Below are 17324 nucleotides of genomic sequence, written 5' to 3' on the forward strand. Positions count from 1 at the left end.
ATTTTGTCGTTATGTGTCGGTAAGTCGATATATTTAAAAAACCGCTGATATAATTCGAGTTACGCTGATATATTTAAAAAATCGCCGATATAATTCGAGTTGCGCCGATATAATTGAAAAACCGCTGATATAATTGTATTTACTATCACGCAACACACAAAAAAGAGCTATTCCCAAACAACGGGAATAGCTCTTTTTCTTATGCAACCTTCTCTTCCGAAGTAATGCCGCGAATGTCATCAGCAGAGCGAATTGGATATTTACGGAACACAATTGATCCGATGTATCCAACAATCGTGGTAACGATTCCACATAATATAGCAGCAATTGTTACTTTTACAACGTCATTAAATCCGAATAAAACAAGAAGTCCTGGGATTGGTGATGCTGTTCCTGGTGCATTATTAACGAGCTGGAACAGAGATGTAATAATACCAGCAAGTGCACCGCCAACGAAGTTTGTCGCATAAATTGGAATTGGATTTGCTGAAACAACATCGGCTTGTGTTAAAGGCTCGATTGCTACAGCAATTGTGTCTTTCTTTGAACAAATCTTTAGTCGTTTAAAGAAAATAAAGTTCATTGGGGCTGAGGCTGCTACGGCAAGACTACCAATTGCCATTGGTAAACCTGTTAATCCAAGCATTGCAGTGAGTGCCATAGAACTCAGTGGAGAGGTAGAAATAACTGTTATTAATCCACCAAGCATAATACCCATGATAATAGGGCTTTCTGTAGTTGCAACTGAAATCATAGAACCAATTTTACCAAGTGTTGCGTTAACGAGCGGATCCATAAGCATTGCCATTCCGCGTGAGATTGGTGCAGCGATAAATAAAATTGCTAAAAACTCTACACCAGCCGGTAATTTCTTTTCGAGAAATTTTACGACGAAGGCACAAACGTATCCAGCGAAAAATCCTGGTAAAATACCAAATCCACTAGTAGCGATACCGATTAAAACAGCATATACGGGGGAAACACCGATTGCTAATGCGACTAAAATCGCTGCTGCGACACCGCTCATACTACCGGAAGCTTCTCCTACTGATTGTAAAAAGTCATTATGAAACATTTCTCCACCTATATAACGATGAAATGCTTCAATAAGAAAACTTGCGATTGCTGCATTAGCTAAAGCACCCATTGCTTTCATGCCGTAAGGAGCACGGTAACTAAAAAGTGTAAATAGACAAAGTACAACAAGTAATAGTGCTAAACCTTGCAAGATAGCCATTTGAAAACTGTCTCCTTTGATTTTTGTAATAAAAATTTGTATCATTCAATAATAATATAAAAGTGTATGAAACGGAAAAATTTTTTCTTGGGAAATTGCTATAAGGTGAAAATGCCTTACAATAATGTAAGGAAAGTGTAAGACTTTTAGATAGAGTATAGTATGCCATTTTTCGTATAATACAAGTATAGATATATGACTAGGGAAAAAGAAGTGCAAACAGGAGGCGCATGTATGAAATTGGTAATTAAAGTTTTAGTTGTATTCGCCATCATTCTAGGTGGAACAGCGTATTATTTGAACACAAAAACAGAAGGTGTACATGCTTTTGTAGACAACTTCTTTTCAAATAAAGAAATACAAGATTATTATGCGGTTATAGATAAAGGTGAGAAAAAAGACGGAGAATACTTGTATACTTTTAAAGGGTATACAGAAGACGGAAAGTTACAGGTTATTAAAAGAATGATGAACCGTGAATTGCATACGGGGGCATTTATAAAAATTTATGCAAAAGGTATGCAAGGAAAAGGGTGGGCTGAAATCCCGAAAGAATCAATTCCACAAAAAGCGTTGGAAAAAATAGAAAAACGATAAAAGGAGCGACTCATTCGCTCCCTTTTTAGTGCGTTAAAATAGTGATAGATGTCTTTTCTTTGCTAGAAATGATTGTTGCACGTCCGCCAATTGGGAAAGTGAAAATCGGGGTTGTATGACCGAAACTTGCATTTGCAATGATAGGGATATGTGCAAGTTCAGGCTTTGAAGCAATCATTTCTTGAATGTCTTCTATCGTGCATTCTGCGCCTTTTTGCATCTTTCCTATAACGATGCCTTTTATATGTTCAAAATCTTGCTGCTGCATAAGAGAATGTAAATATCGATCAAAAGTTTTAAGAGTAGCTCTTCCAGTTAAACTATCCTCTTCAAGAAATAAAATTTTATCCTTTAAGTCTGGCATATATGGTGTACCTTGCAGTAAGTTCAATGTGCTCATATTACCACCGATAATATCTCCCGTAGCTTCTCCTTCGTGAATCGAAACGTATCCTTCATTCTTAATAAACTCTCGATTTTCCTGATCAATGTACCAAGAATCATCACTCCATGTTTCAGATGGTAGGACTTCAATCGGCTCATTAGAAGTTACGCATTTTAAAAAGTAATCTGTTGTATACTCGAGCCCTTTCTCCATTCCAAATGAAGAGAAATGGGGGCCTGAATATGTAACAAGTCCTGTTTTAGTGTAAATTGCATTATTTAGTGCAGTGATATCCGAATAGCCACAGAAAAATTTCGGGTTTTCTCGAATTAAATCGTAATCGAGATGTTTTAATAAGCCATTAGAATTGTATCCGCCAAGTGTCGTCAAAATGGCTTTTACATTCGGGTCTCTAAATGCTTCGTGAAGGTCTTGAACGCGTGAAGAAATAGAAGAGGAAGCAAATCTGTCTATCTCATCAGCATATGTTGAAAATGTAACGTGAAAGCCCATTTCGGTTAACCTTTTTACAGCAAGCTTCCTGTTTTCAGTTGAGACAATACTTAAACTACAAGATGGTGAAATCACTCTAATTTCATCACCTTTTTTCAATTTTGTTGGTAGCACTTCATTCACCTCTTTAAAAGAAAGAATATTTAGATTTAAGAAATATTTTATCATATGAAATAAAGTGAAAGTGAATTATGTTTTGAAATGGAGTTTTCCTGATTTTTCAGCAGACAGACAGAGGTTTTTTTTGATATGATAGGAAAAGTGATTTATTATAAGTAGTATTTAATATCTATAACATTTGAAAGGTGTGCAAGACGTGGAGAAACAACTTGCAGGCTTGCCGGTACACGTTCATTTCGTAACAGAAATCCGTGAAGGGGCGAGGAAGGAAACCGTTGCTTTTGAAGCAAATGGTCAATACTATGTAAAAGGTCAAGGTACATATGTAACATTCCAAGAGCCGAACGAACAAGGCGAAGTGAAAACAATTATTAAAATTCAAGATGAACAAGTTCTCATTATGCGTTCAGGTGCTGTTTCGATGCGTCAGACGCATGTGAAAGGTGAATGGACAACTGGTACGTATACGAGTGAACTTGGTACGTTTGCATTGCAAACAAAGACTGATAACGTTCTTTTTAAATGGTCGGATGAAAAGAAAAAAGGACAACTCTTCTTAACGTACGCATTGCTTCTAAGTGAACAAGAAGCTGGCAGATATACAATTACGATTAATTTGAAGGAGGCAAAATAATGAATTCTTTAGAACAAGTAAAAGGATTGATTAAAGAAGAAATTCAAGCTGCTGTATTAAAGGCAGAATTAGCGACAGAAGAACAGATTCCAAATGTAGTATTAGAATCTCCAAAAGATAAAACAAATGGTGACTTCTCTACAAATATGGCAATGCAACTTGCACGTGTTGCGAAAAAAGCACCTCGTATGATTGCAGAAGAATTAGTTGCAAACTTCGATAAAGCAAAAGCTTCTATTGAAAAGATTGAAATCGCAGGTCCTGGTTTCATTAACTTCTACATGGATAATAGCTACTTAACAGACTTAATCCCAACGATCGTTAATGCTGGTGAAGCTTACGGTGAAACGAATACTGGTAAAGGTGAAAAAGTACAAGTTGAGTTCGTATCTGCGAATCCAACAGGTGACCTTCACTTAGGACATGCACGTGGTGCAGCAGTAGGTGACACGTTATGTAACTTATTAGCAAAAGCAGGATATGATGTATCTCGTGAGTACTACATTAATGATGCTGGTAACCAAATCCATAACTTAGCTCTTTCTGTTGAAGCTCGTTACATGCAAGCTTTAGGCTTAGAGAAAGAAATGCCAGAAGACGGATATCATGGTGCGGACATCATTGCAATTGGTAAACGTTTAGCAGAAGAGTTTGGCGATCGTTATGCGAAAGCTGATGAAAAAGAAAGCTATGAATTCTATCGTGAGTACGGTTTAAAATATGAGTTAGCAAAACTTCAAAAAGACTTAGAAAGTTTCCGTGTTAAATTTGATGTATGGTTCTCAGAAACATCATTATACAAAAACGGAAAAATCGATCAAGCTCTTGCTGTATTAAAAGAGCGTGACGAGATTTTTGAAGAAGACGGTGCAACTTGGTTCCGCTCAATGACTTACGGTGATGATAAAAACCGTGTATTAATTAAAAACGACGGTTCTTACACGTACTTAACGCCAGATATCGCGTATCACCGTGATAAATTAGAGCGTGGTTTCGATAAGTTAATCAACATTTGGGGTGCTGACCACCACGGTTACATTCCACGTATGAAAGCTGCTATTCAAGCGCTAGGTTACGATAAAGAAACACTTGAAGTAGAAATCATCCAAATGGTACAACTGTATCAAAATGGTGAAAAAATGAAAATGAGTAAGCGTACAGGTAAAGCAGTTACACTTCGTGAGCTTATGGAAGAAGTAGGTGTGGACGCAATGCGTTACTTCTTCGCAATGCGTAGCGGTGATTCTCATTTAGACTTCGATATGGACTTAGCTGTATCAAAATCTAACGAAAACCCAGTATACTATGCACAATACGCTCACGCTCGCGTATGCAGTATCCTTCGTCAAGGTGAAGAATTAGGATTAGCTACAGGCGGAGACGTGAACTACAAACTTGTTACTTCTGAGAAAGAAGTAGAGTTACTGAAAAAACTTGGTGAATTCCCGGCAGTAGTTGCGGATGCAGCACAAAAACGTTTACCACACCGTATTACAAACTATGCATTTGAATTAGCAGCAACATTACACAGCTTCTACAATGCAGAAAAAGTATTAAACCAAGATAACTTAGAATTAAGTAAAGCTCGCTACGAGTTAATGAAAGCAGTACGCACTACACTTCAAAACGCATTAGCAATCGTAGGAGTATCTGCGCCAGAAAAAATGTAATTAAGAAAAGCGGAGCCGACTGTTTAGTCCCGAAGGCTAAGGTTCTTTCCCACAGAAGATGCATTTTATCTTCTCGTGGGGAAGGTTCTTAGACGGAAGGGGCTAGGAGGCAGAGCTAGACATAAAGAAAAGCGGAAGCGGCTCGTTCAGAATAGGAGGGGGAAGGCGCGAAGCCACCGAGTATTCTAGTCGATTTTCGCTTTTAGTAAAAGGCAATCACACGATGTTGTGATTGCCTTTTTTTATTGGAGTTTTGTTATATATGATACGAAGAAGTAACAAGGAAATAGAAGGAGAGCATACGATGAATGCTGTGAAAAAACAAAAGATAACATTAGTTGTCATATTTGCAAGTGCGATGTTTGTATTACTGAGCGGCTTTGCTTTTCTTCAAACGTTAGATGATATGTGGAGAGCTGGTGATATATATTTAGAGAGTGAGCAACAAGGAGAGACAAGCTATGAGGCAAAATTCTCATCATGGGATATTGCTGGGAAAGGTATTGAACTTGAGTATGCCAAAGACACAGAAGTAACATTTTCTTATGAGACGGATGCAAAACGTGGGAATTTATGCTTTAGCTTGTATGAAAGGAAAGGAGAAGGTATAAGGGAGTTAAAAGAAATCTGTGAATCAAAAAAAGGTACTTTTAAAGCTACATTGAAAGCGAATGAAAAGTATGTATTTAGTATAAGTGGTTTAATGGTGAAAGATGGTTTTGTAAAAGTGAATTGGGAAACAAAATAAAGGCCCTTGGGAAGGGCCCTTTATTTTATCGGATTGTATACGTAACCGAAAAGCTAACAGGACTATAGTAAACATAAGGTGCATGAAATTGAACGTACATATTCCCATCTGTTTTTGCAGTGAAAATTCGGCCGTAGCCATCAGAATAACGTCCAATAAGGTTATGATTTGAGTCATAAACACTGTAACTAGGGGTTTTGCTGTTAGGTTGAATTGTTAACTCTTGTCCCTTTTGAAGGAAAACAGGTTCTTGTTCAGAACTACTTCCAGTTTGCAAAGAATAAAATTTTGTAAAGCTTTGTTCTTGAGTAGCGGCAGCGGCCTTTGTTTCAGGAATAAACGCGGTAGCACCAGTAATTCCTGCTAAAGTTAATGCACCGGCTAAAATTATTTTTTTCATAGTAGAAAAGCCTCCTTAATTGTTGTAATCATTTTTGTTACAGTTAATATTGTATACGATAATGAGTAGGAGAAAATATGCTTTTATGCATATATATTTTTTCTCAATAAAAGACCACTGATAAAAATCGGTGGTCTTTTAAATGACTAAGCAGCTTTTTGTTCAGTTTGAGCGACAGGTTTTTGAAGTGTATTATAAACTCCTGTTCCAATAACCTCTAATGCCATTTTCATACGTTCAGGTGAAATGTTCTCAAATACGTTATCTTGAGGTGTGTGATATACCTTTTCGATATGATAGATTAATGGATTCCAACTATCGACACCCATCCAAATAAATAGAGCGGCAGGAATCCCAACTTCAGCAAATGGTACGTGATCACTAGAGCCGAATTTTCCTTGCAGTACAAGGTCATTATTTAACTGTTTACCTGCTTGCAAGGCTGCATCTGTTACAAGGTTTGGAGAACCGTTAGGCGTCATAGCATATAAATTCTTTGCTTTATCGTAATTTGTTGCGACCATGTCTGCGTTAAAGACACCTAAAATTCGATCGCGTTCTTTTTGGGATAAACTATTAACGTAATAATCGGAGCCAAGTAAGCCAGTCTCTTCAGAACCGAAAGCAATAAAACGAATTTCTTTATCAGTTTCTACATTTTGAAAAGCACGAGCTAATTCTAATACTAATCCTGTACCAGAAGCATTATCATTTGCTCCAGGTGCTCCAACGACACTATCGTAGTGTGAACTTACAACGACAGCTTTTTCATTACCTGTACTGTTTTTTGGTTTCTTTTTAGCGATGACGTTTAATGATGTTAAATTAGATTCATGTCTCGCTTTTAGGGAAAGAATTGTTGTTCCTTTTTTAGCGATTTCTTCTTTAAATGCATTTCCTTGCGCATAAGCAAGACCGAAGACAGGGATAGATTGCTTTTTCGTTAGGCGGGGATTGAAAGTTTGTCCGTAGTTTCCACGTCCACCAATTAAACTGTATAAAAGAACACCTTTTGCTCCTTTGCTAACGGCATTTTCAACTTGTTTATTATAGTCAGCTACTGTTGTTCCTCTTTCGAATAGAACAATTTTTCCATTTACTTCATTTGGGATATCCTCTAATTTTGTCCCACCTTGAACAAAGATAAGAGGAGCCGTAACAGATTCTGTAGAAATTAGTGCGTTAGGGGCAGCACCAGCTTGCCAATTACGCTTTGTGGATAATGGTGATTCAATAAATCCAACGTATTGATCCGGCACTTGGAATGGTTGATATTCTACTTCGTAGCCCATTGATTTAAGCTGCATACCGACGTAGCGAGAAGCCCATTCTTCTGATTTTGTCCCGCCAGGTCGAGGACCAATTGTTTCGGATAAGAAACGGATGTGTTCGATAGCGCGGCTTGCATCAACTTGTTTTGTAATAGATGAAGTCTGTGTGATTTCTGAAGTGGAATCAGCTTTGGCTTGTCCAATCGGAGCTAAGCTAACAGCGAGTGATACAGCAAGCAAAGAGCTTACTATTTTTTGTTTCAAAGATTTTTTCATTTTTTCCTCTCCTATTCTTCTATTCTCTCTGACTGACAAAAGAAGACGGATAACGACTTCATTTTACCCTTATCTTTATTATTTTTCAATATTCTGACATTGAGAAATAAAAAACGCTATATGCATATTTGCATATTTTTGATGGAGATATGTATGCTATCATTTTAAACGAAGGTTCGCTTTCTATTTGGAAAGCTCCTACATTGCATGAATCTAGTGTACCCAAACTTTAGATTATGTAGAGAAAAGAATCCACTGTAGGGTTTCTTTTCTCGTGTTTGAATCATGTGATGATAAATATGTTTCCGCATTTCATAATTATCATCAGTGATATATGTAAGGCATCCATATGAAAATACGAGGCTGTTCAAAGGTTTTCCGTACTTTTGGACAGCCTCACCCCGTTAAAAGGACGATACTCTATGTATCGTCCTTTTTTGTATAAAAAAACACCCAATCAAATGTTCACTTGATTGGGTGTGAAAAACTATTAATAATATTTTTTGCGTTTTGTAGCTAAAATACTTAACAAACCAGCTAGTAGAAGTAAGATACCTACTGTTTGAGTAGAATCTTTTTTGTGACCTGTATTTGGAAGTTCTTTCCGCTTATTTTGGTCATCTTGCTGTTTGTTTATTTGTGTTTCAGAGTTACCTTTTTCTAGTTCTTCGGAAGTTCCTTTACCGTGTGCTTCAGGGTTTCCCTTTTCTAGTTCTTCAGAAGTTTCTGTACCAGGTGTTTCAGGATTTCCTTTTTCTAGTTCTTCGGAAGTTTCCTTACCTGGTTTCTCTTCTTTATTCGGAGGAGTAATTGATTCATTATCTCCACCTGATGAAGATTCAATCTTTTTATTTGAAACTGTAATTTGTAGTGGTGCAGCTTGGGCTTTTTCAATTGTAAAGCTTATTGGTGATGCATCTAATTGATAGCCTTCAGGAGCTTTCGTTTCAATAAATTGATAGTCTCCAGGTTGTAAGTCTTTAGCGATGATTTTTCCGTCTTTATTGGTAACTAAATTCGTACGAATATCATTACCGTTCATATCAGTAATTTTAAATACCGCACCTTCTAGTGTTTCTTTCACATCTAAAGAGTCAACTTTCGTTAATTCAACGCCACCCTTAGTTAAGCCATTTTTAGCAGTAACAGAAACGTGAGTTGTTTGGCTTTTCTCGATAGTGAAAGGAATCGGTGTTTGATTTAAATCATAATGTTTCGGAGCTTTCGTTTCCACGAATTGATAATCTCCTGGTCTTAAATTAGAAGCAGAAACTTTCCCGTCTTTATCAGTAGTTAAATTCGTGCGAACAATTTTCCCTTTCGCATCAATGATGTTAAATACTGCATCGGAAAGTTTTGTATCTGGATTTATATCATCCACTTTAATTAACTCTACAGCACCTTCAATTAAGCTGTTCTTAGCAGTGATTTGTAACTTCTCTGCTTGGCTTTTCTCAATTGTAAATTTAATCGGTGTAGCATCTAGTTTATAGTGCTTAGGAGCTGTTGTTTCAATAAATTGATAGTCTCCCGGATGTAAATCAGGAATAGAAACTTTTCCTTTCGCATCTGTCGTAATGCCAGTGCGAACGGCATTGCCGTTCATATCAACAATTTTAAATACCGCACCTTCAAGAGCTGTACCGTCGATATCATCCATTTTAGAAAGTTCTACAGCACCTTTTGTTAAACTATTTTTAGCAGTAACAGAAATCGGTTCAGCTTGTCCTTTTTCGATAGTGAAAGGAATTGGTTCTTTATTTAAATCGTAATGTTTTGGAGCCTTTGTCTCGATGAATTGATAATCACCTGGACGTAGGTCGTTAATTTCAATTTTTCCTTTACTATTTGTAACAAGGTCTTTATGAATTACCGTACCATTCATATCAACAATGTTAAATACTGCGCCTTCAAGAGTAGTACCATCGACGTCATCTACTTTAGAAAGTTTAACTCCGCCTTTTGTTAAACTATTTTTCATAGTAACAGTAGCAATATCTTTTTGGCTTTTTTCAACTGTAACTACAATTGGCTTTTTGTCTAAATCATAATGTTTCGGAGCGGTTGTTTCGACAAATTGATACGTACCAGGACGTAAATTTTCAACAACGATCTTTCCTTCATTATTTGTTTTTAAATCTGTTTTAAGCACTTTTCCGTTTTGGTCTAGTAAATTAAATACCGCATCAGAAAGTTTCATTTGATCGTTTAGATCATCTACTTTAAGTAGTTCAATACTACCTTGTTGTAAGCTATTTTTAGCAGTTAAAGAAATAGCTTTCTTCTGTCCTTTTTCAATAGTGAAATGGATTGGCGTTTCATCTAAAACGTAATGCTTAGGTGCTTTCGCTTCGATGAATTGATAATCACCCGGACGTAGGTCATCGATTTCGATTTTTCCTTTATTATTTGTAACAAGATCTTTATGAATTACAGTACCGTTCATATCAACAATGTTAAATACAGCACCTTCAAGTTTAGTATCATCGATGTCATCTACTTTAGAAAGTTCAACGCCACCTTTTGTTAGAGCGTTTTTAGCCGTAACATGAAGCGTTTCAGTTTGGCTTTTCTTAATTGTAAATTTGATCGGTTTTTTATTTAAATCGTAATGTTCAGGAGCGATTGTCTCAACGAATTGATACGTGCCAGGACGTAGGTTTTCAACAACAATTTTCCCTTCATTATTTGTTTTTAAACCTTTTTCAACTAGCTGTCCGTCTGCATCTAATAAATCAAATACAGCATTAGCAAGTTTAGTGTTTGTATCGATATCATCAATCTTTGTTAATTCCACGCTACCTTTTTTCAACGTGTTTTTACCCGTAACAGTAATTTTTTTCGTTTGACTTCTTTCAATTGTAAATGGAATCGGTGTTTCGTCTAATACATAGTGCTCAGGAGCCGTTGTTTCAATGAACTGATAGTCTCCAGGACGTAAATCAGAAACGGAAATTTTTCCATTTTTATCTGTGCCAAGGTTTGTGCGAACGTCGTTACCATTCATATCAACAATTTTAAAGATTGCACCTTTCAGCATTGTACGATCGATGTCATCGATTTTGGTTAAAATGACGCCACCCTTCGTTAAGCTGTTAGTAGCGGTAACGCTAATATTTTCTTTTTGACTTTTTCCAATAGTGAATGGAATAGGATCTTGTCTTAAGTCATAGTCTTTTGGAGCTTTTACTTCAATAAATTGATAGTCACCTGGACGTAAATCAGAAGCAGAAACTTTACCATGTTCATCGGTAGTTAATCCTTTACGAACTACCTTTTTCGTATCATGAGCATCAACAATGATAAATTCTGCGCCTTCAAGAGTAACGCCATCAATGTCATCAACTTTTGTTAAAGTAACGCCACCTGTAAGTAAACTATTTGTTACAGTGACAGGGACTGGAAGATCATCCTTGCTACCTTTTTTAATTGTGAACTTAATAGGTGTTTGATCTAATTTATAATGTTCAGGAGCTGATGTTTCAATAAATTGATAATCTCCTGGTGCTAAATCAGGAATAACTAGTACTCCGTAATCATTTGTTTTTAAATCTTTCGCAATTTCTTTGCCAGTTGCGTCTTGTAATGTGAACACTGCTCCAGCAAGAGCGATACTACTTTCCACATCATCTTCTTTAATAAGTTTAACTTTTCCTTTCGTTAAACTATTTTTAAATGTAAGTGGAAGAAGTTTTTGTTGTCCTTTTTCGATTGTAAATTCAATTGGTTCTACATTTACATCGTAATAAGTTGGGGCCTTTGTTTCGATAAGTTTATAGTTACCAGGACGTAAGTCGTCTACAACTAACTTTCCTTCACTATTCGTAACAAGTTCCGCACGAACATCTTCATTTGTATCTCTATTAACAATTTTAAATACCGCATCTTCAAGTGTTTCCTTTTCATCTGCAGCATTCACTTTTGTTAATTCAATACCGCCTTTTGTTAAGCTGTTTTTAGCAGTAACAGTAGCCGAAGTTGTTTGACTTTCTGTAATTGTGAACTTGATTGGATTTGTATTTTTATCGTAATACTTCGGTGCTGTTATTTCGATAAATTTATAATCGCCAGGGCGTAAGCCAGTAGCGATAGCTTTACCATCCGCACCAGTTTTTATATTTTCGCGAATGACTTTCTTTTCATCATTAGCATCAACAATTTTAAATACAGCACCTTCAAGAGCTGTACCATCGATATCATCAACTTTCGTTAATTCAACATCTCCTGGTTTTAAAGCATTTTCAGCTTTCACAAGTAGAGTTTCTTTCTGACTTCTATCGATTGTAAATTCAATAGGTTCTGCTCGTAAAACGTAATGTTCAGGAGCAGCTGTTTCAATAAATTTATACGTACCAGGACGTAGCTTATCAGCTTTTGTTTTTCCATCAGCATCTGTAGTTAGGTCAGTACGAACATCATTATTATTTACATCAACAATTTTAAATACGGCACCTTTTAGAGGTTTTTTATCACCGAATTCATCAACTTTTAATAATTCAACTTCTCCTGTTTTTAAACTGTTAGTTGCCGTAACAATAGCAAATGACTGTTGGCTTTTATCGATTGTAAACTCGATAGGATTTGTATTTAACACATAATCCTTAGGAGCTTCTGTTTCAATAAATTTATACGTACCAGGCTCTAAGTCTTTAACAGTTACTTTACCACCCGCACCAGTTGTTACATTTTCGCGAATGACTTTCTTTTCATCGTTAGCATCGACAATTTTAAATATAGCACCTGCAAGAGCTGTACCATCGATATCATCAGTTTTTGTTAAAGTGACGCCACCTTTAATGAGGTGATTTGTCGCAGTAACAGTAACTGCCTTCTGTTGACTTTTTACAATTGTAAACTCAATTGGTGTTTTATCTATGTCGTAATCTTTAGGAGCCTTTTCTTCAACAAATTGATAGTCTCCAGGACGTAAATTTGTTGCTTCGATTTGTCCCTGATCATTTGTCGTTAATTTTCCATAGCCGGGGATTATTTTGTTTTTTCGGTCCCGTACACTGAACTCCGCACCTGCTAAAGTTTTTCCATCTTTATCGACTTTTGTTAAAATGGCCGAACCTGGAATCAAGCTGTTTGTTGCAGTGCGGTTTATTACTGTTGTTTGATCTTCCGCGATTTTAACCTCAATCAGTCGATCATCTAATTTATAATGCTCAGGAGCCTTTGTTTCTTGTAAGTAGTAAGTTCCTGGTTTTAAATGATCTACAGTAATTTGTCCTTTATCATTTGTTATTAATTCTTTATGTTCAGGAATAACCTGTTTGTTTTGATCCAGTAAAGAGAAAACAGCATGTTCAAGTCTCTCTCTACTCGTAGCATCAGTTTTTGTAAGTACTACTTTCCCAACAAACTGTTTATTTGTAAGAGTATATTTTGTAATTTCTTCAGAACCTAGCTCGACAAGTATACCTTTTCGTAATTCGTTACTAATTACATAACCTTTAGGTGCTTTCGTTTCTTTAATTAAATATTTATCACGTCGTAAGTTGTTAAACTTAGCGACACCGTCATCACCTGTTGTAATTGGTCGAATAGCGGTTGTACCTGTTTGATCATATAAAGTAAATTCTGCTCCAGCTAATCTTACTGTTTGATCTTTGTCATCAACCTTTATAATTTGAAGGCTTCCGCGTCCTTTATTAGCAGAACCACCCCCAGATCCAGAAGATACTTTAACTTCAACAAACTTAACATCTTCCACTTTCTCTAATGTTAAGCGATGACCAGTAATCGTCGCTTTATTACTTACTCGTTCATTATGGTCTGCATTAATGAGTGAGCGGTATTCTAAAATATAAGCTTGATCAATGGTATGAAGGAATTCAACTTTAAATTGTTGTTTTCCTGTATCGTTGTCTGTTGTTATTTTGAGTTTATAGTCTGTTCCTTCTTTTAATTCATTTGTTGTGTCTTTTGTTAAAGTGCCATCCACAGCTACTGTTGTTGGGTATAGGTGGAAGGACTTTTCATCAAGAATTTGATTGTTTGTTGGTTCGTCTGTTACGACAGCATTTTCAATAGTTGATTGACTCGGATTAATGGAAACACTCCAATCAATATACTTGTCATTTTGTTTTGCTGTTTTCGTAACACCGCTACCACCGTTTTTGATCTCAAATGCACCATGGATAGTAGTAACAGTTTTCGATCCATCTTTTAAATCGGCATAATTATCGTAGCGCTTATTAATTTGTTCACCTGCAAGTGAAGTTTTAAAGCTAATATAATATGCAGAATTAATTTCGTTTTTAAAATGAACCGTTAATGTATTGTTGTTATCTTTTGTTGGATTTTCTATCGTATATTCGCTAGGAGGAACAGGATCGCCTACTTCAAATCCATGTGCACCACCAGTTAATTTCATATGTCGAACTTCAATAGATTCCGGTATTAATTTTTGGTTATCTCTTAATATATCAACGATAGAAGGATCCTTAATCGGTCTATTATTATAGTTAAACCCTATGTCCCATTTAATTTCTTTCGTTTGGGCATTGTAAGAACCGTATTTAAATCCGTTTCCTTTTGTGTAGTAATCAGGATCAAATGTATCATCAGATGAACTGTTGTTCTTTTTATTATTTATGTCTATCCATGATAAATTTGCTGTATTTTTGAATGATTTATTATCATTCTCTTTGGATAAATTTTCATAATTAAAGTCTGTTGTGTATGTGATAGTTAAAGTTTTATCCATATTAGACTTATAATCACCAGTTAGTTTCACTTCAAATCCCTTATCTGTTACATCAAGTGTGTAATCAAAATTTGGATCAAGCGTTCTCGAGCCGTCTGTAATTTTGAAACTATCTTTTTGTAACATTAAGCCACCATAGTCAAACGTATCCTTGATAACAGCATCGTTTAACACGTAGTTGTTATCATTTACAATAATTGTCCATGTTGTTGTTTTCTTATTGTAATCTGTATCTTTTTTATTATGTTTCTTTATGATATTTTGTTGTTTTAACGTAACTTTGTTTGTTTGATTCCATTTACCATCTGCAATAATTTTATTTTCGATTTCGCCATCTTTTATGACATCATTCGTAGCTTTCGATGTATAAGTAATCACATAGGCACTATTAATATCTTCATTAAACTGTAAATCAAATCCCTCATCAGTTTCTTTTACAGTAAAGTTTGTGGCGTTGTCACCTGTAACAAGTTTTCCTGCATCATCATAAGAAGCATTTTTTACCACGATAGAATTTTTATCAACTTTATGAGATTTATCCAAAACATCTTTTAAAAGCGCATCAGCTTTTTTAATATCTCTCTGATCACCGTTATAAGTGATTGTCCATTCGATTGTTTGTGTTTTTGGATTGTACTTACTAGTTTTCTCAAGATGTGTACCGCGTGAAACAGTTACAGTGGCATTCGCAGCTACACTACCTTGATTATCACTGGATACTTTTGCGTTGTTTTTGAAACTAGTAACACTTTCATCTGTAATCTTTGTTGCATATTCAATTTCATATGCTTTATTCGTTTCTTTTTTGAAAGCGATATTTAATTTATTAGAGGATGAAGTAAGTTCATATTCTTCTTTAGGAACTTCTGCACCACGAGTTGTTTTCCCGTTAATATCTACTTCCAAATAGTAGACCTTAATAGAATCTTCGTTGAGACTAGCCCCATTTGGAATGTCATCTTCAAAGACGGCATTTGTAAGCTTATCTTTTGTCTTGTTCATTTCTACTTTCCAATTAATTTGATTCGTATTAATTGGTCTATCAGGTACACCTTTTTTATCTATAGATTTTGTTACTTTAGGCTTGAAATCAAGCTCAATAATAACGTCTTTTTCTTTAATAGGGAATGGAATTTGTTTTTCGGTAGTCCCTGTAATTTTTACTTCATTAAACTCCGTACGAATATTTAAATCTCCAGCTATATTAGGATGATCTTCAACATATTCGTTAAAAGTCATCGTTACTTTGCCATCAGGCGTAACAACGAATGATCCAATCGTATGTCCTTCACCATCTATTAAATCTTCTGTAATGGTATTGTGGACAATAAAGTATTCTGGGAGTTGGAAAGTGTAGTAATCACCTTTTTTGACGTTTAGGGACTCTAAAATTTCCCATGTAAAATCAATTTTAGTAATAGAATCTGGACTTGGACGATTATCCGTATCATTGAATGGCTTACCGTCTTTGTCCGTTAGTGTGACACCTGTTAAAATATTTTCTGTAATTTGCTTAGGTGATGGGTCTGGATTATCAACAGGCTGTTCTGTTGTGTTATCACCATTTTTTTGCTCTTCCGTAGGTTGTTGAGCATTGCCGTTCTTTTGCTCTTCCGTAGGTTGCTGAGCATCACCGTTTTTTTGCTCTTCCGTAGGTTGTTGAGCATCACCGTTTTTTTGCTCTTCCGTAGGTTGCTGAGCATCGTCGTTCTTTTGCTCTCCCGTAGGTTGCTGAGCATCACCGTTCTTTTGCTCTTCCGCAGGTTGTTGAGTATCGCCATTCTTTTGCTCTTTTGCAGGTTGTTGAGCATCACCATCTTTTTGCTCTTCTGCAGGTTGTTGAGCAGTATCCTTATCCGTAGTAGGTGAAGCCGGGTTATCTACTTGAACAGGAACTGAAATAGGCTTAGCTGTTGCACCTAAAGGGAAAGAGAGTTGAACAGATTTTGCACCAGATTTTAAATCTGGATTGAATACTGCATCAATACTGATTTTTCCGTTAGCACCTTTGGAATCTTTTACTTGGTCGTTAAATACTAGTTTCATTTTGTTATCGTTTGCTTTAACAAAATATTGACCAATAATTTGTTGCTCTGTCATCAGATTTCCCTGTTGGTCACTTTTTACTTTTAATGCGTTAGGTATTTGGAGCACTGCTGAGTCTGTTTGTTGATCTTTTATTGACCAAGCATATTCTAGGTGAATGGTTGATCCTACTTTTATTAAGTTTTTAGGATTTAATGCTTCGTCAATAATATGATTTGTTGCATCTTTCATTTCAACAGTGTCAAATAATGAATTCCCTGCTAAGGTTTCTGCTTTTACTTGATTGTCTGGAAAACTAGCAAGTTGCGAAAATAGTACGAATACAATTAAACATATATTGAAAAGTTTTTTCATTGTGCCTCCTTTATGAATCCTTCTATTGCATAACAATGCTTTATGAAGAGATTATTTGTCATAGATCAATGTGCTTTATGTGATGCCTCCTTTACTACGTATACCCTTATAGAAAAAGTGTTCATATTGATGTCTTGTAACGTAAAACAAATGTATATTTTAATAATATAGGGAGTTAATATACAAATTTCGACAAAAAATGTCGAATGAAGTGCTGATAAGGAATGATATCAGACCTTTATAGAATGCGAGTTGTTATGTGGTTCTTTATAAAATAGGTACATACAAAAAATATGCAGTGAAATGCTTAAACTATTTTATAAGGATTTGTATTCTTGCAATGTGTAAAGAATCGTTATAA

9 protein-coding genes are annotated in these 17324 nt (G+C 35.7%); 4 read left to right on the plus strand and 5 right to left on the minus strand.

What is annotated here, in order from left to right; genetic code table 11:
• Nucleotides 1–199: 199 nt before the first annotated feature.
• Nucleotides 200–1237 carry a PTS sugar transporter subunit IIC gene (locus PDQ40_RS15000; protein ID WP_000996317.1) on the minus strand — a complete coding sequence of 346 codons (1038 nt, stop codon included), beginning with the start codon at nt 1235–1237 and terminating at the stop codon, nt 200–202.
• Between the two features lie 234 nt (nt 1238–1471).
• On the opposite strand from PDQ40_RS15000, the gene PDQ40_RS15005 reads away from it, so the two are divergent.
• A complete protein-coding gene (locus tag PDQ40_RS15005) occupies nt 1472–1834 on the plus strand; it encodes a YxeA family protein (protein ID WP_000779936.1) in 363 nt (120 codons plus the stop codon).
• 25 nt (nt 1835–1859) lie between these two features.
• Here the strand turns inward: PDQ40_RS15005 and PDQ40_RS15010 are convergent, their stop codons facing one another.
• A complete protein-coding gene (locus tag PDQ40_RS15010) occupies nt 1860–2846 on the minus strand; it encodes a S66 family peptidase (RefSeq protein ID WP_270691478.1) in 987 nt (328 codons plus the stop codon).
• A gap of 202 nt (nt 2847–3048) precedes the next feature.
• On the opposite strand from PDQ40_RS15010, the gene PDQ40_RS15015 reads away from it, so the two are divergent.
• From PDQ40_RS15015 to PDQ40_RS15025, 3 genes are all read left to right on the plus strand, one after another.
• On the plus strand, nt 3049–3486 hold the full coding sequence (locus PDQ40_RS15015; protein WP_000414867.1) for a DUF1934 domain-containing protein: 438 nt from the start codon (nt 3049–3051) through the stop codon (nt 3484–3486).
• A complete protein-coding gene (gene argS / locus PDQ40_RS15020) occupies nt 3486–5156 on the plus strand; it encodes an arginine--tRNA ligase (RefSeq protein WP_001086449.1) in 1671 nt (556 codons plus the stop codon). Before PDQ40_RS15015 ends, argS begins: the two co-directional genes overlap by 1 nt.
• Before the next feature lie 232 nt (nt 5157–5388).
• Nucleotides 5389–5904 carry an anti-sigma factor gene (locus tag PDQ40_RS15025; RefSeq protein ID WP_101218618.1) on the plus strand — a complete coding sequence of 172 codons (516 nt, stop codon included), beginning with the start codon at nt 5389–5391 and terminating at the stop codon, nt 5902–5904.
• A 25-nt stretch (nt 5905–5929) separates the two neighbouring features.
• Here the strand turns inward: PDQ40_RS15025 and PDQ40_RS15030 are convergent, their stop codons facing one another.
• The 3 genes from PDQ40_RS15030 to PDQ40_RS15040 all read right to left on the minus strand — a co-directional run bounded on the left by PDQ40_RS15030 (nt 5930) and on the right by PDQ40_RS15040 (nt 16963).
• On the minus strand, nt 5930–6304 hold the full coding sequence (locus PDQ40_RS15030) for a hypothetical protein (protein WP_000720474.1): 375 nt from the start codon (nt 6302–6304) through the stop codon (nt 5930–5932).
• A 146-nt stretch (nt 6305–6450) separates the two neighbouring features.
• A complete protein-coding gene (locus PDQ40_RS15035; RefSeq protein ID WP_000749145.1) occupies nt 6451–7851 on the minus strand; it encodes a M28 family metallopeptidase in 1401 nt (466 codons plus the stop codon).
• A 490-nt stretch (nt 7852–8341) separates the two neighbouring features.
• Entirely contained in the window at nt 8342–16963 is an 8622-nt protein-coding gene (locus tag PDQ40_RS15040; protein ID WP_270691479.1) for a SpaA isopeptide-forming pilin-related protein, read from the minus strand.
• Nucleotides 16964–17324: the final 361 nt, after the last annotated feature.

Source organism: Bacillus cereus group sp. Bc061, assembly GCF_027715825.1.
Classification (GTDB): Bacteria; Bacillota; Bacilli; order Bacillales; family Bacillaceae_G; genus Bacillus_A; species Bacillus_A paranthracis.